We start from the raw sequence: 19,036 nt of genomic DNA, 5'->3' as shown, positions 1-19,036 counted from the left end.
CCTCCCCTTATCAAGGGGAGGGAGTAAGAAATTCACAAATGATTTAGGATGGCTATACACGCTTTATAGGGGAAGGAGCCTAAAAAAGTCGAATTAAATGCAAGCCCAGGGTGGATCTGACATTGATTTAATTATCCACAGTCGATCAAAGTCAAGCGAGAATCAGCCATCGGGCTATAGAAAAACTGTTCGGAGTATTAATCAAGTGAGCTTAGCCTCAAAAACTAGGTGGCAGCCAAAAAACGATCGTGGACGCGGGAACTGGACAGGAAAATTTCTTATTCCCATGCCAGCGGAAACGATTTCAGCACTTTTCGTATTTACTCATAAATTAATTAGGGTGATCTAACCCCCCCTCATCTTCTACGTCTACAGCAATTCTAAATTATTTGTGAATTTATTACTCCCTCCCTTTACCAAGGAGATGGTTGAGGTGGGGTAAAAATTTTACGACTGATTTAAAATTACTCTATTTTAGAAAAACCCCGGAAAAAAACTGAGTTGATAATGTGATAAATTATGGATCAAATCTCCTAACTGCTAGCCAAACAATCAGCCTATTGCGGAGGTAAATAAAAGTTGCAGACATCGAAAATAAATGTCAAAAAAATATTATTCGTCAGACTTTTCGGTTGAGATTGAAAGGTCGGTGAAAATAGCTGGCAGCCTAATTGTAAAAGTAGAACCTTTATCCAACTCGCTGAATGCGGTAATGTCTCCGCCCATCATTTCGCAGAATTTCTTAGTAATCGTCAGCCCCAAACCAGTGCCGCCGTACTTCTTAGTAGTTGAAGAATCGGCTTGCGTGAAAGGCTCAAAGATTCTGGCTAACTGTTCGGGACTCATGCCAATGCCGGTATCTTTGACCGTAAAAATGATCCAATCTTGAGCGGAAGATAACAGAGACAAGCTATTTTCAGCTTGGTCACCTCCTCTATACGCTCCAAGTTTTTTGCCTTTGTTTGCAGCGTCGGCGGGGGTTTCGCCGGATCGGGTAACGGCGAAGGTAATCGCGCCGGAGCAAGTAAATTTCGCGGCATTGCTGAGGATGTTGAGCAGAGACTGCCGGAGTTTAGTCAAGTCGGTCTGCATCGAGCCAATATCCTCGGGGCATTGTATTTCTACAATATTGCTATTTTTGTCTGCCGTCGGCTTGATCGTGGCAACTACTTCCTCAACCAGAGTTGAAATGGTGAAGGTTTCGACGTGCAAGTCGGTGCGGCCTGCTTCAATTTTGGTCAAGTCGAGAATATCTTTAATCAGCGCGAGTAGGTGCTGGCCGGCCGTATTAATTCTCTGGAGGTCGTCGATGAACTCTTCGGCACCAAGGTCTCGGGCGTCTTCTTGCAGGATCTCGCTGTAGCCAATGATGGCGTTGAGGGGGGTTCTGAGTTCGTGACTCATGTTGGCGAGAAAAATGCTTTTGGATCTATTTGCAGCTTCGGCGGCTAATGCGGCGCGGCGGAATTCTTCGGAACGCAAGCGTTCGGTGATGTCGGTGGTCATGATTAAAATGCACTCAGTGTTGCCGAGGTGGATGAGTTCCACTGACAGCAGCCAGTCGCGCACTTCGCCGGCTTTGGTGCGAATTTTGATTTCTTGGTTGCTGATCGAATTTTGTGATTGCAAAATCTGGGCCAGCCGCCGCCCGTCTTCTGAATAAACCAACATTCCTAAGTCGCTGGGAGTGCGGCCGATAAATTCGTGCCGCAGCCAGCCTAATGAGCGCAAAAAGCTTTCATTGGCATCGAGGAAGCATCCGTCTGTGAGGGTGCAGATGCTGATCCCAACTGGGGAGGCGTGAAAGGCCTTGGAAAATCTTTCTTCTGAAGAACGCAGGGCTGCTTCGGCTTGCTTTCTGTCTGTGATGTCTTGGACGGTGCTGGTGATGTAGAGGGAGTTGACATCGGCTTGTTCGTAGACTGTGCGGTTGCTACCGTCGGGGAGTATGAGCCTGTAGTCGATGCTGTAAGGCTGTTGCTGAAATAAAGCGGCTTCGATCGAGGTTTTGACTAATTCTCGGTCTTCAGGGTGGACGTATTCCAAGAAGGCTTCCAGGCTGGGTTCAAAACTTCCCGGTTGCTGTCCTAGGATGCGGTAAATTTCCTCTGACCACCGCAATTGCTGGGCGTTGCGGTCTAAGTCCCAGTTGCCTAGCTGGGCGATGCGTTGGGCGTTAGCGAGGCTGGCTTCGCTGGCGCGCAGGGAGACTTCTGCTTGGTGGCGTTCGGCGACGGTGGCAGCTAAGACTAAGCCGGTGACGGCGATGACGGCGATGAAGGCTTGCAGGGATAACAGTGCTTGGGGGATACTGCTGGCGTGTTTTAGGAAGGGGCCGCTGCCTCGGGCGATACCCCAGATGGCGAAGCCGCAGAGGATGAGGTTGGAGAGGGCTGTGTAGCGCTGACCGAATCGAAAGGCAGCCCAAACTACTAGGGGAAATGGTAAGTATTCGAGGGGATAGCGGGCGTAGGCGGCGCGGGTGCGCGAGCAAAAGACGAGCCATCCGACTGCTAGTAGCAGCAGCAGCCAAATCGCTCGTTCAACTATCTGTTTGCGATGGGTGGGGACTTTGGGCAATTGTTGCCACGTCAGCAGCAGCGGGGCGACGAGCACAATTCCCATTGCGTCTCCCACCCACCAAGTCCCCCAAATCGTGCCAAAATCGCTCCAGCTAGATATACCACTCAGGCATACGAGGATGCTGCCGATGGTGGAGCTGATCAGGGTAGATCCCAAGGCTGCTAGCCCGACTATTCCTAAAACGTCTTTGAGCCGATCGAGCCCGGCGCTAAAGTTAAGGCCTTGGAGTAGATAAGTTCCCGTCCACGCTTGCAGGCTTCTGGCGGCTGCCGATATCAATGCCGTGGCGATGTTGGCCGATGGTACGTTCATGCTGAACAGGAAGCCTCCGATCGCGATTCCCGGCCACAGTTGCCGCCCAAACAGCAGCAGGGCGACTTGGGCAATTCCTGCTGCTGGCCACATCGGGTAAATTTCTGAACTGAGGGTGAGAGTGGAAATGGCGAATTGCGACGCCCCATAGTAGACCAGGGCGATCGCACCTACTGCGAGGAAGTACCGCCAGGAATGTCCTTTGATTGCATTAAGGAACTTTGTCTGCATGGTCGTTTAGGGAAAAGGTGGACGCTTGTTGGGATCTCAGTAGGTGGCACGGGACAGGCAGAGGGTAGAGAAAATGTTTCTATTAGGTGATGGTAGGTCATGGGTGGTAGGTACTGGGAGAAGCTTTTGAGCTAACTTTTTGTAGTGCCGTTGAGGGAGCGGTTTTTTTGTTCGATCAAATCTGCCCATGAATTTCGGGAGTATCGCTTTTTTGTAAATATATCTCTAATGGCTAAGCAATTGGTTTGTAAATTTTTGGTTTTTGTTAAAAATTTATTACCGAGCGACAGTGGGTGTCTTTTTGTGTCGGGCGATCGTAACTCAATGCACCCTAACATCTTGCACCATGCTCAATAATACCTAAAATACCTAAAATACCAATCACAGCGACGTAAAATCTCTGCTTTTAGGTAAGTTTGAGGCAATAAACACGGTTTTTGATTAGAAGTACAGGCGGTAGTGATTTTCACTAGATTTTTAACCAATCAATCTAGGTTTTAAGTCTTTCGATGGAATACAGTGAAAGCGGATATATTACAGAAAAAAAATATTTTTTCTTGTCTATTTCTCTTTGGCTGTTGCAATATCTAAGGTTAGTGTCAAACGCTCTTGAGATTCTTTAAGGGCGTCTTGGGGGTTGCGGCCGAGAAGGGTTGCCTCTATGGCGCGACCGAGGTTTTCTGACAGGCGGGAGTAACCTGATATAATGGGTCGCGCTCTGGCTGAGTTCATTTGTTCTAAAAATACTCGCAAAACAGGGTTTTTTTCCACAAAGCTTTGATAAGCTTGGCTCTGTCTCGATTTTAAGTTAATGGGTAAATAACCTGTTCCCAATGCCCATGCTGTTTGGAATTCTTCACCTATAACGTATTCTAAGAATACTAGGGCTGCTCGCTCTCGTTCTGGCGAGGTTTTCATTAAAAATATGTTTTCACCCCCTACGACGGCTGCAGGGCGTTTGAGGAGCGGTAAAGGCATTGCTGCGTAGTCGATCGCGCTTTGCTGCAACTGTGCTAGCGTCCACGGCCCGGTGATTTGCATGGCGACTTTCCCGGCGATGAAATTGTCGAGTTCGTAACCGCGTTCGGGTGCTGACAATATTGCTGAACCTTCTTTTAACAAGTCGCTCCACAATTCTAAGGCGGCGTGAGAACCGGGATTATCTATTTGGGGTACAGGACTTTGAGGTGTTTTGCCTTTGAGTTCGCCGCCGGCGCTGAACATGAATGGCAGCCAGGTAAATACTGTCCATTCTCCTTTGCCTAGGGGGATCACTATGCCGTGTTGGTCTGTGCGGCCGTCTCCGTTGGTATCTCGCGTGAGCGTTCGGGCTACTTGCTTTAATTGCGCCCAATTCTGCGGCACTTCTTTGATTCCTGCTGCTGCAAATAAGCTGGGACGGTAAAATATGGCGACGTTGTTTGTGCCTAGGGGAACTGACCAAGTATGTCCGCCGAGTTCCATTGACTCGAAGAGTGCCGGGTCGATTTCGGCTTTCCGGGGCGATTTGTCGAGCCAGTTTTCTAAGGGCACAATGGCGTCGAGTTCTGCTAGTTTTCCTGCAATTGAGGGGCCATTCCACAGCAAATCCGGCGGTGCATTTCCAACTATTGCTGTTAGTATTTTTGGGAGTTGTTGGTCTGGCTGACCGATGTAAACTGGTTTGATCTGGATGTTGGGATGTGTTTTGTTGAATTGGTCGGTGAGGGTTTGAAATACGTCGCGGTTTGGCGGGGGATTGATGCCGTGCCACAGTGTGAGTTCGAGCGGTTCGCCGTTTTTTGAGGCTGGGGTTGTGCTGTTTTGACAGCCGCTTAATATTAGCAGATTTAAGGTAATTAAAATGCAGATCGCTAGTTTGAGTTGTCTTTTAATTGCTTTGGATAATTTGGATAATATCATTTTTTAGTTAGATTCAGGGAAGAAGACTTTTTTAACTGCAGATGAACGGGGATGGACGCGGATAGTTAGAGGTTGGTAAAAGGAGCTAAATCTCGAAAATTTGCTGGTAGCTGATTTCTCTCTCCATCGGAGGTGTTTTGAAACAAAACAGTGAAAGCTCCTGCTCCTAGTCTATCTTGCGGCCACATCCGATAGCAAGGAATTTCTGTCAGGTGCGATCGATATTTTTCTAAATGAGGAACAGAGGCTGGCTGAAAATCGGGGAATTTGCTTAACAGCCATTGGCTGACTTGTTCATTTTCTGCGGTTGAATAAGTGCAGGTCATGTATGCAAGATAACCTTGGGACGCTACAATTTTAGCAGAATTGGCTAAAATTATTTTTTGGCGGTTGGCATTGCTGTTGATGGTGACATGATGAAAGCAGCCGGGTGCTTTCTCTCCTTTTGCTAAAAGTGATTGACCAGTACAAGGAGCATCTACTATTACTAAATTAGCCGTTTGTGGCATCTTTTCGGCAAGTATTTTTGAATCGAGGTTGGCGGCGGCGGATGGTAGAATTTGGCAGCGTCTTAAATTAGAGATCAACATTCCCATGCGTTTGCCTATGGCTTCGTTGCACAACAGGAATTTTGGGTTTAATGTTTTCCAGGCAAATATACTTTTTCCTCCGGGGCGGCGCACATATCTAAGATTAGTTTGATGGGCTGCGGTATTGTTAATAAGGTGGAGGCGGCGAAGATTGAGGAAAAGTCTAGACAGTAGTAATGTCCTGCTTGATGTAAGGAATGTTTTCCCGGCTGGGATTCTCAGGCAAGTCTATTTACAAATTACGGTTGCCAAGAAACGGGAATTTCGACAGTAAATGGGTTTTCTGTGGGTTTTGGTTGCAGCCACAAGATGACACGATTAAAAGCTTGGGGATTGATAACAGCCTGAATAAATTTTTCTTGTTCTGCGGTGTCGGCAAATAAGCTGCGGCTGAGTTTAAACAGGAGATTCGACGGTTTTTCCATGTTCGAGGAGATATGATAAGATTGAGATTAGCAGTGACAAAGGTAAATGAGATGATAATTCCTAGTGTAAAACAGTTGTAGTTAACTTGGATAGGAGGGATGGAAATGTTGTTGCTTCTATCAAACCCATTGATTTGGAGCGTTTGAGTCTGGCTGCATCTGAGTATCAATCGAGATCCTTTTTGCCGATCGCACAACTCGGAACTATTCTCGAAGTGTATAATCGAGAAGCAAACTACTATTGTTTGAGCTGACAAATAAACATTACATGAGTCCGGAAGGTAAAAATACTCATAAACTGGCTTCTATCATAGCTGCTACGCGCTGAATAGTCTCTATAATATACTAGGGTTTTTTGCCATTACCTACTTGATGACTAATGAGTAATGACTGAGGACTACTTACTAATAACGAAGAATCTATGAAAATTGTCTTTTTTGGCACTCCCGATTTTGCTGTTCCTACTTTATCCAGCTTGCTAAGTCACCCAGAATTTGAAGTTGTGGGTGTGGTGACTCAGCCGGACAAACGTCGGGGAAGAGGGAATCAATTGATGCCTTCACCTGTAAAAGATGTGGCTTTAAATCACAGTCTCCCGGTTTGGCAGCCACGCCGAATTAAGAAGGATTCTGAAACGCTTGCTAAGTTGCGGGAAGCGGAGGCGGATGTGTTTGTGGTGGTGGCTTACGGCCAAATTCTGTCTCAAGAAATTCTGGATATTCCTAGTTTGGCTTGCGTTAACGTTCACGGTTCAATTTTGCCGAAGTATCGCGGTGCAGCACCGATTCAGCGCTGTCTTTTTGACGGGGAAAAGACAACAGGAATTACTACTATGCTGATGGATGCTGGGATGGATACTGGGGCGATGCTATTGAAGGCTTTTGCTGGTATTTCACTGTTGGATAATGCTGATTCTTTGGCGGATAGGTTGGCGGAAGTTGGGGCGGATTTGTTGATAGAAACTTTGGTGAAATTGAGGGACGACCAAATTGAAGCTGTTGTTCAAAATGATGCTGAGGCGACTTATGCGCCGATGATTAAGAGTGCGGATTATGTGCTGGATTGGTCGAAAAGTGCGATCGACCTTCACAATCAAGTTAGGGGCTTTTTCCCGGATTGCACAACCAGTTTTCGTGGCAATTCTCTGAAGGTGATAGCTACTGTGCCCGTCGGGCCGGAATATTGGCTGCAATTACCGCCGGATCTGAGGGTTTTGGAACGCGATTGGCCTGTTTTGGCCAAGTTATCGGGCGCGAATGGGGAAGTTGTTAAGGTTGTGAAGGGCTTGGGGGCGATCGTCCAAACTGGCGATGGTTTATTATTGTTGCGCGAGGTGCAGTTAGCGGGGAAAAAGGTGCAGTCTGGCGTGGATTTTGCCAATGGAACTCGGTTGGCAGCGGGTGAGGTTTTTGGGATTTAAATAGTATATTTAGGGCGGGCAGGATGCCCACCCTACAATATTTTGCAGCAAAATCATCCTGTAATTAGATGCGCGATTCTTGACCTAAAATTCTACCAAAACTTCCTCCGCACCGCCCAACAAACCTTGTGCCGCCTCTAACATACTCTCAGCAACATCTTTCAAATCGTCGCGACTTGCCAGATAAGTTTTCAAAGCTTCTAACGGTTCTATACTATTATTAGCATTCAATTCTGGCAACCGGGGTCTCGCTAGCTGACTCACTAATTCCGGTTGGATTGTGTAGCTGTGCGCTTCGCCGAGAAGTGTGTGCAATTCTCCGTTGTCGATTAAATCTAATTGTTCCGATCGCAATTGGTAAATTAATCTCACAACCGCATCTTGGATTTCCTTCTTGCCAATAGCTTTAACTAACTCGGCTTGCGGGTTTTCCGATTCCGAAACATTCACTTTAATAGTCTGAAACACCCGCACTGGCAAAGTGCAAAATTCCCACTCTGCTTTCCCCCGTTCCAAATTAACTAACACAAAACCTTTATCTTCTTTCTCTTCGCTAAAATCAACTCGTTCGATACTTCCCGGATAAATTACGGGCGGATTGTTGGAAGCATTGAGATTTTGGTGTTTGTGAACGTGGCCGAGAGCAACGTAATCAAAACAAGGGCGAGTTAGCATGGAAACGGGAATGTTAAAACCTTTGCCAACTGCTAAAAAACGTTCGGCGCCCAGACTGGCTTTATCTGCCATTAAGTGCGCTAAAAGTACGGTTGGTATGTCGGGGTTGAGGCGGCGAATTTCGCCTTCCATTGCGATCGTCAGTTTTTCGGTTAATAATTGGTTAACATCGCCCATAGACAGGCTTTCAGTCTCGGAACGTGTCATTAAGGTCGATCGAGTCAACCAAGGCAATGTTACCACCTGTACAGGTCCGCTGCGGGTTTGGATGAGGTGAGTGTCTAGGCGATCGCCTACAATAAACTTAGGTATCCCCAAAGTCCGGTAAATTCCCAAACTCGCGCCGCCTTGTCCCTGAGAATGTTGGTCATGATTTCCTACTAACAAAACTGTCGGAATTTGGGCATCAACTAAGCGGCTGAATTGGCAAGCAAAAGCCTCTTTTACAAACGGTGGAGGCGTTGAATCCGGGAAAGCATCGCCGCCGAATATGACTAAATCTACGGGTTCAGAAATTGCTCTATCCATACATTTACTCAGCGTCGCCGCGAAGTCTTCCAGCCGCGTATTTAAACCGGTTTCTGGATTAATGCGGCCGTGAGAAAAGCCGCTGCCCATGTGAATATCTGAAAGGTGTAAGATTTTAATCATTGTTTTTTCTATTTGTAAATTATCTTTTTGGTTCGTAGTGATGACTTCAGTCGTCATCGGTTCGTAGTGATGACTTCAGCCCTCCTTTAGCTTCGGCAGAAAAACTAAAGTCTTTACTAAGAACTAGGTTTAAGGTTTTTGTCAAAGTACAGACGAGAGGAGATTACTACTAAAAATATTGTTTCATACATCACAATACCATTCCGGGGACTTTTTGATAAACTTGTGCGATCGGGCAGCGAAAATCTATACTCATTAACTCTAACTCATCTCCTTGTCGGTAAATCTGAGAAACCCAATTTCCCTCAGCATTGAGTCGAAAACACTCAATTTTAATCTCAGATTGAGTGACGAGTACGTATTCTTGCAAACTTGGAGAAGTTTGATAATCGGCAAATTTATCGCCTCTGTCGAAAGCGGCCGTTGAGGGCGACAATACCTCAACTACTAAAGATGGATATAAAATGAAATCTTCAGTAGTTGAGGTATCCCTTTCGTCGCAAGTCACCGCTACATCAGGATAGTAATAGCAATTTGCCTCTTCCAGTCGGACTTTTATATCTGATGAAAGAACTAAGCAGGAACTCTCGCGGAGATGATTGTTAAGCAAACTTGCTAAATTTACTGAAATAACAATATGAGGTTTTTTTGCCCGTGTCATTGCATAAACCTGTCCGCGTCTGTATTCGTGTTTGATGGGGCTTACTCGTTCGCCTTCTAGGTACTCTTCTGGGGAGATGTAGAAATTGTTTTTGCTGATAACCATTGATTTTTAAATCCGCTGATTTTATCTGATACTATGCGTTGGAAATCGCATATTTGGGGAAGGAAACGGCACTGCCGTTTCCCTACAAATTTAACAAAACTCCAAAAATCGTGCGTGCCACAGTTTGCCACTTTCTGTCAAACCCTGCGATCGCACTTTAATTTTGACACTTTTGGGGTTAGCCTCGTAGAGTCGGGCAATTTCCTGCATTTCCTCCCCGCTAAACCCGGTTCCCACGGTTCCTACTGGGACTAATTTGCCATCAATTTCTTGCGCTACTTTGACGGCGCTAAACGGCCGGCCCGCAACTTTTGTCGCCGTCAAACCCACAATAAATAAATCGTGTTCTTGACAGTATTTAGTCCTCACTATCGGATATTTCTTCACATCTTTTCCGCCGACATAGTGACAGTTGTTCAACACCCAAACTTCGCCTTCTTTATTTTCAGATTCCTGCTGATTTGCCAGGATGACTTTTTCGGTTGCGGTGCGAAATGTCGGTACAACTTCAAAGGCTGGGGATAAATTTGCCAGCATTTCGCCAACTTCAACTCCCGCTGCAATTCGTTCGGATTCTGCCACGGTAGTTAAATCATTGCCTTGGAAAAACAAACTTTTAAAAATGGCATAAATTGCGCTGGGCTGGATTGTCGGAAAACCGTTTTCAATATTAACTGTAGCAGCTTGCGCGCCGGTGCGGTGTTCGCTGCCTGTACAGCTTTTGTAATACAGTTCGCCGTCTAAAACAAAGGTGCCAATTTTAGTGGCTGTGTCGATTAAAGTGCGATCGATCTCAATCGATGCTTGTTGCCGCAGGTTAGTCGATCGCGATTGGTAGTATACTTTATCTGGCGTCGCAATGACCACTACTCGATTGCCGTCGCGCTTTGGCTGTCCCCAATAATCGGGATTTTCGATGTAATAAGAACGTTCACTCGGCGCGTCAACTGGCTGCATGGTGACAATCCTTCCCGGCTGCAAGTGCAGTGGTAATTCGGCAACAATAGGATTGTTGGCAGTTTCTACTTTTGGGGCGGAAGTTGATGATTTAGCAGGAGCGAAATCGGCGGTAGAATTGTTTGGAGTATTGAGGGCGATTGGCTTTTCTCCAGTTTCCAATTCAAACGCTCTTTTCCAAAAGCCAAAAGCCATTTCCGGGTATCCTTCCGACTCCGCGCACAGTGCAAAACCGATAACTTTTGCCGTACCAATTCCGCGCCCGTAATCAGCTAAATACTGCACTGCCCCCGCTTCTCCCATCAAGTGCAATTCTCGCTGAACGATGCGATTGTTCCAGCGTTCTCGAATGTCGGCGCTAATTTTTTTGGCTGCTTTTCGCTTGGCTTCTGCGTATTCGGTGCAGTCCATACTGCCTCCTTTATGTAGGGCTATTTCTATACTATACTAAAGCTTGATTTATTAGTCAATCGTAATTTGATAATTAGGTGGTGTGAATAAATTTAACTTTTTCATTGGTGAACTAGATTTATTTTTTTACCGCAGAGGCGCAGAGGGCACAGAGGGAGAGAAGAAAGAGATAGTCAAGCGCGGTAATCTGTTGGCTGCCAATGCTAAGATAACTTCGATCGCGCATTGCGACCAATAAAGCCGTGAGTTGTGTCTTACTCGCGTTGAGTTCGCCCACTGCCGATCGCAGGTTTGAGAATTTAAGATCGAGTTTAATCTTACTGTTATGATGCGATTGATTTTGTACAGCAAACCCGGATGCCACTTGTGTGAAGGGTTGCAAGAAAAAATCGAACAGATTGAAAGCCTGAACTTTCAACTCGAAGTCAGAGATATTACCGAACGCGATGATTGGTTTCAAGCTTATCAGTACGAAGTTCCAGTTTTGTTTAAAGTGCAGCCCCAGCCCAAAAATTCTGTTGGCGAGGCTGCATTCTCCGCTGAAGAACTGTTACCCCGTCCTTCTCCCCGCTGTAGTGTCGCCCAATTGGAGCAAATGTTACAGAAATATTTGCAAATCGATCGGTCACAATAATACGATTTACCCAAAAACTCAGGTTTTAATCCTGACTTCGGGGTGCTCGGTGTGCAGCTTACTCTATGCCGATAGGTTTTACACCGCGCATAAAAAAAACCTAGGGTTTGCACCGCGCACAGCAAAAACCTGTAGATAGTGGCTCAAACAATGTGTTCCGCCAGTCATATTCAAGACATCCAAGTGAGGCGTTTTTCAGATGAAATTGAGAGAATTATTAGCAGCAGTTCCTAGCATTTCCTTTGATGCCAAACATCCCGCCCTCGATGCCGAAGTCAAGGGTTTATCCACTAATTCCCACGCTTGTCAGGCGGGTGATTTGTTTTTGGGAATGCCGGGAACTCGGGTTGATGGGGGAGATTTTTGGCAAAGTGCGATCGAATCTGGTGCAGTTGCCGCCATAATTTCCACCCAAGCAGCCGAGAAAACACCCCCCGAAGACGGGGGTAGTTGCGTCATCGCAGCAGCCGATATGGCTCAAGTTTGCGGTCAAATCGCCACTGCTTTTTACGGCAATCCAGCTAGCAAATTAAAACTTGTCGGCGTTACCGGGACTAACGGCAAAACTACAACCACTCATTTAATCGAATTTCTGCTCAATCAAATGCAGTTGCCGACGGCTATTTTCGGCACGCTTTACACTCGCTGGCCGGGCTTCCAACAAACTGCACTTTACACCACACCTTTTGCGGTTGACCTGCAAAAGCAATTAGCAGAAGCCGTAGTCGCCGGATGCAAACACGGGGTGATGGAAGTCAGTTCCCACGCTTTAGCGCAACAGCGAGTTTTGGGGTGTAGTTTTGAAGTTGCTGTCTTTACAAATTTGACTCAAGACCATCTCGATTATCACCGGGATATGGAAGATTATTTTGAGGCTAAATCGCTTTTGTTTGGTTCGGCTTACCTCAAAAAGCGCGCTGTAATTAATATTGACGACCCCTACGGGAAGCGGATAGTTGAAAATCTCAAATCTGAACAAATTTGGAGTTATAGCACTAGCGACAAAACGGCAGATTTGTATGCTTCAGATTTGCAGTATCAGCCGAACGGAGTTAAGGGAATGCTGCACACTCCCAAGGGCGAAACTGCTTTTTCTTTGCCTTTAGTCGGTCAGTTCAATTTATCAAATATGTTGGCTGCTGTCGGTGCTGTTTTAGAATTGGGTTTGGATTTGTCCGCAATTGTGGAGAAATTATCGCAGTTTTCGGGAGTTCCGGGACGGATGGAACGGGTGCAAATTAGTCCCGACCAAGATATTAGCGTTATTGTGGATTACGCGCACACTCCAGACAGTTTGGAGAACTTGTTGAAGGCGTCGCGGCCGTTTATTCCGGGTCAAATGATTTGTGTGTTTGGCTGCGGTGGCGATCGCGATCGCACTAAGCGCCCGATCATGGGTAAAATCGTTGCAGAATTAGCCGATTTAGCTGTTGTTACTTCCGACAATCCGCGGACGGAAAATCCCGATCGCATTTTGGAGGATGTTTTAGCAGGAATTCCCGCCCCAGTAAAGCCGATCGTGATGTGCGATCGAGCCGCTGCAATTCGCACTGCTATTATGGATGCTAAACCCGGAGATGGCGTGCTGATTGCAGGGAAAGGACACGAAGATTATCAAATTTTGGGCACCGAAAAAGTCCATTTTGACGATCGAGAACAAGCGCGAGATGCCTTGAAAGCCAGAATGAATTCAGTTAAGTAAATTCGGTTAACTGTTAACGGTTAACCGAATTCGGTTAACCGTTAACGCTTAGCTGTTCGCGGGCTGCGAAATTTGTTATATTTTTAAGTATTAAGACGAAGCAAGAATCTGATTTGCACTAGATTATAATAGTAATACAAAATATTTTAACAGCAAAATAATTATTGTTATGATAGAATTAAGTGGCTATCAAATTCTCGCTCGAATTTATTCAGGCACTCGCACCCTAGTTTATCACGGAATTCGCCTCTGCGACCAAAAACCGATCGCCATCAAAGTCTTGCGAAACGAATATCCCAGCTTCAGCGAACTCTTGCATTTTCGCAATCAATACACGATCGCCAAAAACCTGAATTTGCCCGGAATCATCGAAACCTACAGCTTGGAACCCTACCGGAACGGCTATGCCCTGATTGTGGAAGACTTCGGGGGAATTTCTCTGAAGGAATGGACGGGAAAAGGAAAAACCGTGCCATCTCTGGTAGATTTTTTCCAAATTGCGATCGACCTAAGCAATACATTAGATATACTTTACCGCCACCGCATCATTCACAAAGACATTAAACCCGCCAATATTTTAATAAATCCTGAGACTAAACAAGTCAAACTCATTGACTTTAGTATTGCATCTTTGCTGCCACGAGAAACTCAAACACTGATGAGTCCCAACGTAATCGAAGGAACACTCAGCTATATATCTCCCGAACAAACAGGAAGGATGAATCGCGGCCTTGACTACCGCACAGATTTCTATTCATTAGGTGTAACTTTTTACGAATTGCTGACAGGAAAATTGCCATTTCAATCCAGCGATCCAATGGAATTGATTCACTGTCATATTGCCCAGCACCCGCCATCTGTACGTGAAATTAATCCCAAAATTCCTGTTGTCCTCTCGGAAATTGTCAGCAAATTGATAGCCAAAAATGCTGAAACTCGGTATCAGAGTGCATTGGGGTTGAAAGCCGATTTAAAAACTTGTTTGCAACAACTCAATGAGACAGGTAAAATTGAGAGTTTTGCCATTGGGCGGCGGGATTTTTGCGATCGCTTTATCATACCCGAAAAACTCTACGGCCGAGCTACCGAAGTCGCTGCATTATTAGCAGCATTCGAGCGAGTAGCAAACCCCTCTAAATCTCGTTCCCCAGAAGAGCCTGGAACCGATAGAAACGATGTAAAAGAAGACCTCGCCTTGATTAAGGAGGACTGGCGTGACTCGAACTTATCCCGCAGCGCAATGATGCTAGTAGCCGGATTTTCCGGCATTGGGAAAACCGCTGTAGTCAACGAAATTCACAAACCCATAGTTCGGCAACGTGGTTATTTTGTCAAAGGCAAATACGACCAATTTCAACGTAACATTCCCTTTAGTGCTTTTGTGCAAGCCTTCCGAGATTTGATGGAGCAATTACTCTCAGAAAGCGACGCTCAGCTAGAACGATGGCAAAGGAAAATTATCAAGGCTCTTGGCGAAAACGGTCAAGTTATTGTAGAAGTGATTCCCGAACTGGAACGAATTATTGGGAAACAACAGCCTGTCTCTGAACTTTCGGGAAGTGCCGCCGAAAATCGTTTCAATTTACTATTTCAAAAATTTATCTCTGTCTTTGCTACAAAAGAACATCCCTTAGTGATTTTTTTGGATGATTTGCAATGGTCAGATTCAGCATCTCTAAAGCTTTTGCAAGTGTTGATGAGTGAAAAAGATACTCAGAATTTGCTGGTAATTGGGGCATATCGAGATAACGAAGTATCTCCGGCTCATCCATTTATGTTGGCAGTAGCAGAGATGGAAAAATCCCAAGTAACGGTAAATACTATTACCTTGGAACCTCTGAGTCAAGTCGATATTAACGATTTGATAGCAGATACGCTCTCGTGCGAGATCCTTCTTGCTCAGCCATTAACCGAGTTAGTTTATCAAAAAACCAAAGGCAATCCATTTTTTGCCACGCAATTTCTCAGGGCGCTACAGGAAGATGGGCTGATTGCGTTTAACCCCACCCCCCTTACCGAGGGGGGAGAGAAAGGGGTAACAGAGGGGTGGCAGTGCGATATTGCCAAAGTCAAAGCCCTAACTATTACCGATGATGTAGTGGAGTTTATGGCGGTGCAATTGCAGAAGTTGCCGCCAGAAACTCAGGATGTGCTGAAGTTGGCTGCGTGCATTGGAGCGCAGTTTGATTTGAATACATTGGCGGTAGTCAGCGAGAAGTCCCCGGAAGAAACTGCTGCGGATTTGTGGAAATCCTTGCAAGAAGGATTCATCTTACCAACGAGTGAAATTTACAAGTTTTATATAGGAAAAGAAGAGCGAACCACCAGCCCCGCATTGCCAACAACAGCCGCTCAATTACCTCACTACAAGTTTCTCCACGATCGGGTTCAGCAAGCTGCTTATTCATTAATTCCTGATGACCAAAAGCAAGCCACCCATCTCAAAATAGGACAGTTACTTCTTCCCAATTTCTCAGAAGTTGAAAGAGGAGAAGAAGTGTTCGATATTATTAATCATTTTATCCTTAGTTCGGAGCTAATAACGCAGCAAGAAGAACGAACCAAGCTTGCTAAAATTAGCCTCTTTGCAGGGCAGAGAGCCAAACTATCAACAGCGTATGAATCGGCGACAAAATATCTCGCTTTCGGTTTAACTTTCCTACCCAGCAATAAATGGGAATGTGCCTATAAATTAACATTTACAATGTATTTAGAAAGCGTTGAATCTGAGTTTTTAGCAGGAAATTTTGAAGAAGCTGAAAAGTTGATAAAAGTCGCTTTTAATTCTGCCCGATTTAGTTTAGATCGAACAAAAATTATTGCAATTCAACTAACTCATTATCAAAATAAGGCTTTGTATCAAAAGGCGATTCAGGTAGGAATCGAAGGGCTGAAACTGTTAGGCTTAGAACTGGCTATTATGCCAAATAAAGCAGAGTTAGAAGGGATGGCTTTGGAAGTTAAACAAACCTTAAATCAGCGCGCAGTTGCACGACTAATCGACGCACCACTTATTGTCGATGAAGAACGCCAAATGCTGATCAAACTGCTAATGAACATGGTACCGCCCACTTACCTAACTAATCAGGACTTATTAGTGTTGGTTGTGTTACACATGACCAATCTCTGTTTGCAATACGGGAATACCAATGTGGCGGGTTTTGTTTATGTTTGGTATGGAACAATTCTCTGCCAACGCTTTCAAGACTATGAACTGGGCTATGAGTTTGGACTTTTAGGGTTGAAGGTGAATGAAAAATTTCATAACACCACCCTGAATGGCAAAATTTATATGTCGTTTGGCAACTTTATCAACCATTGGCGCAAGCACGTCAGTTCCAATCTTGTTCTGCAACAAGCTGCTTATCAGGGGGCAATGGAGGTAGGGGATTTTTCTTGGTGTCATCACAGTGCTCTGTTCAGTTTTTGGCAGCAGGCGATCGTCTCAAGCGATATTCACATTTTGCTGGCTCGACATGAAAAGTACATCAGCTTTGCGGAGCGGACTGAGATTACGACAGCATTTGCCCTAATTCTTCAGTGCAAGCTCCTAGAGAATTTGCAAGGGCTAACGATAGGGAAGTATAGCCTTAGCTCTGAAACATTTGATGAAGAGTCGGCGCTAGCAACGTTCAATGAAATTGGCTATGGCTATGGCAGTAGTACATACTATTTCGCTAAAGCCTTTTTGTTTTTCACCTATGGTGAGTATGCTAAGGCTTATGAAATGTTAGTAGCCGCGGCCGAGTTTTCTCATGCACTATATGGACAATTTCAACGTGTTCTGCATTGTTTTTATCAGTCTTTGACTGTCTTGCAACTTTATGGGGAAGCACCGGAAAAACAACCAAAAGATTATCAAGAAGTTGTTCAGAATAATCGGCAACAACTTCAAATTTGGGCACACAACTGTCCTGAAAACTGTTTGTCCAAATTTCTGCTTTTAGAGGCGGAGATGGCTCGTGTTGCTGAAGAAAAATGGCCGGCTGCTGAGTTGTACGATCGCGCCATTCAACTGGCTAAAGACAACCAATTCCTCAACGAGGAAGCCTTAGCCCACGAACTCGCCGCTAAATTCTACCTCGGCTGGGGCAAAGAAAAAGTCGCTGCTGGCTATATGCAGGAAGCCTACTATTGTTACGCCCGCTGGGGAGCAAAAGCCAAAACCGATGACCTAGAAAAACGTTATCCCCATCTGCTGCGCCCCATCTTACAACAGTCCGCCCAACCCGTCACTATTTTAGAAACCCTATCCACCCTCACCAATCCCACCTACTCAATTCATTCGAGTACCCACCACACTACCTCAAGCACCTCCATCAACCATGCTCTAGATTTTACGACCCTGCTGCAAATCTCCCAAATGATCTCCAGTACGATCGACCTGGAGGAGTTGCTGCAAATTGTCACCCAAACCATGTTACAAAACTCGGGAGCCGATCGCTGTGTACTGATGCTCTGCCAAGATCAACAATGGCAAGTGCGGGCAATAGCTACGTGGGAAAACATGAGCCTGCAAAAGGAACCCCTAGAGAATAATCCCACCGTTCCTGTTAAATTAATCCAGTATGTCAAAAACACCCTAGCAGCAGTTGTCATCGATCACGCCAAAACTGATCTGCCTGTGATTGACGATTATTTAGACCACCACCAACCAGAGAGTTTGCTGGGTTTGCCAATTCTAAATCAGGGGAATTTGGTCGGCATTTTGTATCTAGAAAATCGGATAACCAGCGGGGTGTTTAGTCGCGATCGCCTCCTAGTGCTGAATTTTCTCTCTAGTCAAGCCGCGATCGCTCTAGAGAATGCCCGTCTCTATCACCAAGTGCAGCAGACTTTGAATGAACTTCAGCAAACTCAGATGCAAATGATCCAAAGTGAAAAGATGTCAGCATTAGGTAATCTAGTGGCCGGGGTTGCCCATGAAATCAACAACCCCGTTGGTTTCATTGCCGGAAATATTAATGAAGCTCATGCGGGAGTCCAAGACTTAATTGATTATTTGCGCCTCTATCAAGAAAAATTTCCTCCATCGGAAGCAGAATTGATTAAGAAAGCCGAGGCAATAGATTTAGATTATCTAGTAGAAGATTTACCCAAAATGTTGAGTTCCATGAAAATAGGATGCGAGCGCATCAAAAACATCAGCACCTCCCTCCGCACTTTCTCTCGCGCCGATACGGCCCATAAAGTTGAGGCCAATATCCACGAAGGTCTCAATAGCACTTTGATGATTTTACGGCATCGCCTGAAAGCGAACGACAAGCATCCTGAAATTAAAATCATTAAAGAGTACGGCAATATTCCCCAAGTAAAATGTTATTTGGGACAATTAAACCAGGTATTTATGAATTTGTTAGCAAATGCGATCGATGCCTTAGAAGAATCGAATCAAGGACGAAGTTTTGCCGAAATTAAAGCCCATCCCAATCACATCACTATTCGGACAAAAGTAGAAAGTGAAAAGGTAAAAATTTCCATCGCCGATAACGGAAAAGGAATGTCAGAAGAAGTGAAAAATCATATCTTCGACCATCTATTTACCACTAAAGATGTGGGCAAAGGAACTGGGTTAGGACTGGCGATCGCACGTCAAATTGTAGAAGAAAAACACGGCGGAAAACTGAGTTGTTTTTCTTCACCTGGAGAAGGAACGGAGTTTGTCCTTGAGATTTTAATTGATTAAGGGTTAGTTGTCCCTTGTTAGTTGTCCGTTGTTGACCGGTATTATTGAGAGCTCTCTTCTCTTCCTCTGCGTTCTCTGCGTTCTCTGCGGT

The 19,036-nt window shown here is 45.4% G+C and carries 11 protein-coding genes; 4 read left to right on the top strand and 7 right to left on the bottom strand.

Annotation, left to right across the window (positions count from 1 at the left end; genetic code table 11):
* Positions 1 to 612: 612 nt before the first annotated feature.
* The 4 genes from QUA34_RS17575 to QUA34_RS17560 form a co-directional block, all read right to left on the bottom strand.
* Positions 613 to 3,126 (bottom strand): MASE1 domain-containing protein, encoded by a 2,514-nt coding sequence (locus tag QUA34_RS17575; protein ID WP_333388657.1) that lies wholly within the window; start codon positions 3,124 to 3,126, stop codon positions 613 to 615.
* A 561-nt stretch (positions 3,127 to 3,687) separates the two neighbouring features.
* The gene (locus QUA34_RS17570) at positions 3,688 to 5,028 is read right to left on the bottom strand and encodes an ABC transporter substrate-binding protein (RefSeq protein ID WP_333388654.1); all 1,341 of its coding nucleotides are present in this window, start codon (positions 5,026 to 5,028) and stop codon (positions 3,688 to 3,690) included.
* Between the two features lie 65 nt (positions 5,029 to 5,093).
* The gene (locus QUA34_RS17565) at positions 5,094 to 5,711 is read right to left on the bottom strand and encodes a hypothetical protein (RefSeq protein ID WP_333388651.1); all 618 of its coding nucleotides are present in this window, start codon (positions 5,709 to 5,711) and stop codon (positions 5,094 to 5,096) included.
* A gap of 146 nt (positions 5,712 to 5,857) precedes the next feature.
* Positions 5,858 to 6,043 (bottom strand): hypothetical protein, encoded by a 186-nt coding sequence (locus QUA34_RS17560; RefSeq protein ID WP_333326530.1) that lies wholly within the window; start codon positions 6,041 to 6,043, stop codon positions 5,858 to 5,860.
* Between the two features lie 421 nt (positions 6,044 to 6,464).
* Here QUA34_RS17560 and fmt point away from each other — a divergent pair, with 421 nt between their 5' ends.
* Positions 6,465 to 7,463: a methionyl-tRNA formyltransferase gene (gene fmt / locus QUA34_RS17555; protein WP_333388647.1), complete on the top strand. Its 999-nt coding sequence runs from the start codon at positions 6,465 to 6,467 to the stop codon at positions 7,461 to 7,463.
* A gap of 84 nt (positions 7,464 to 7,547) precedes the next feature.
* Here fmt and sbcD read toward each other — a convergent pair whose 3' ends face one another.
* The 3 genes from sbcD to QUA34_RS17540 form a co-directional block, all read right to left on the bottom strand.
* Positions 7,548 to 8,789 carry an exonuclease subunit SbcD gene (sbcD, locus tag QUA34_RS17550; RefSeq protein ID WP_333388644.1) on the bottom strand — a complete coding sequence of 414 codons (1,242 nt, stop codon included), beginning with the start codon at positions 8,787 to 8,789 and terminating at the stop codon, positions 7,548 to 7,550.
* Between the two features lie 190 nt (positions 8,790 to 8,979).
* A complete protein-coding gene (locus QUA34_RS17545) occupies positions 8,980 to 9,555 on the bottom strand; it encodes a Uma2 family endonuclease (RefSeq protein ID WP_333388641.1) in 576 nt (191 codons plus the stop codon).
* Positions 9,556 to 9,645: 90 nt separating this feature from the next.
* A complete protein-coding gene (locus QUA34_RS17540; RefSeq protein ID WP_333388638.1) occupies positions 9,646 to 10,923 on the bottom strand; it encodes an ATP-dependent DNA ligase in 1,278 nt (425 codons plus the stop codon).
* A 328-nt stretch (positions 10,924 to 11,251) separates the two neighbouring features.
* On the opposite strand from QUA34_RS17540, the gene QUA34_RS17535 reads away from it, so the two are divergent.
* The 3 genes from QUA34_RS17535 (at position 11,252) to QUA34_RS17525 (ending at position 18,945) form a co-directional block, all read left to right on the top strand.
* Positions 11,252 to 11,557, top strand: coding sequence for a glutaredoxin family protein (locus QUA34_RS17535; protein WP_333388675.1), 306 nt, complete (start codon positions 11,252 to 11,254; stop codon positions 11,555 to 11,557).
* A 199-nt stretch (positions 11,558 to 11,756) separates the two neighbouring features.
* Entirely contained in the window at positions 11,757 to 13,259 is a 1,503-nt protein-coding gene (locus QUA34_RS17530) for a UDP-N-acetylmuramoyl-L-alanyl-D-glutamate--2,6-diaminopimelate ligase (protein WP_333388635.1), read from the top strand.
* A 169-nt stretch (positions 13,260 to 13,428) separates the two neighbouring features.
* Complete coding sequence (locus tag QUA34_RS17525) at positions 13,429 to 18,945, top strand: AAA family ATPase (RefSeq protein ID WP_333388632.1); 5,517 nt, start codon at positions 13,429 to 13,431, stop codon at positions 18,943 to 18,945.
* Positions 18,946 to 19,036: the final 91 nt, after the last annotated feature.

This window comes from Microcoleus sp. POL10_C6 (assembly GCF_036701585.1).
Classification (GTDB): domain Bacteria; phylum Cyanobacteriota; class Cyanobacteriia; order Cyanobacteriales; family Microcoleaceae; genus Microcoleus.
Note: the sequence above shows the minus strand (reverse complement) of the source record. Positions and strands in the feature narration are given on the sequence as shown.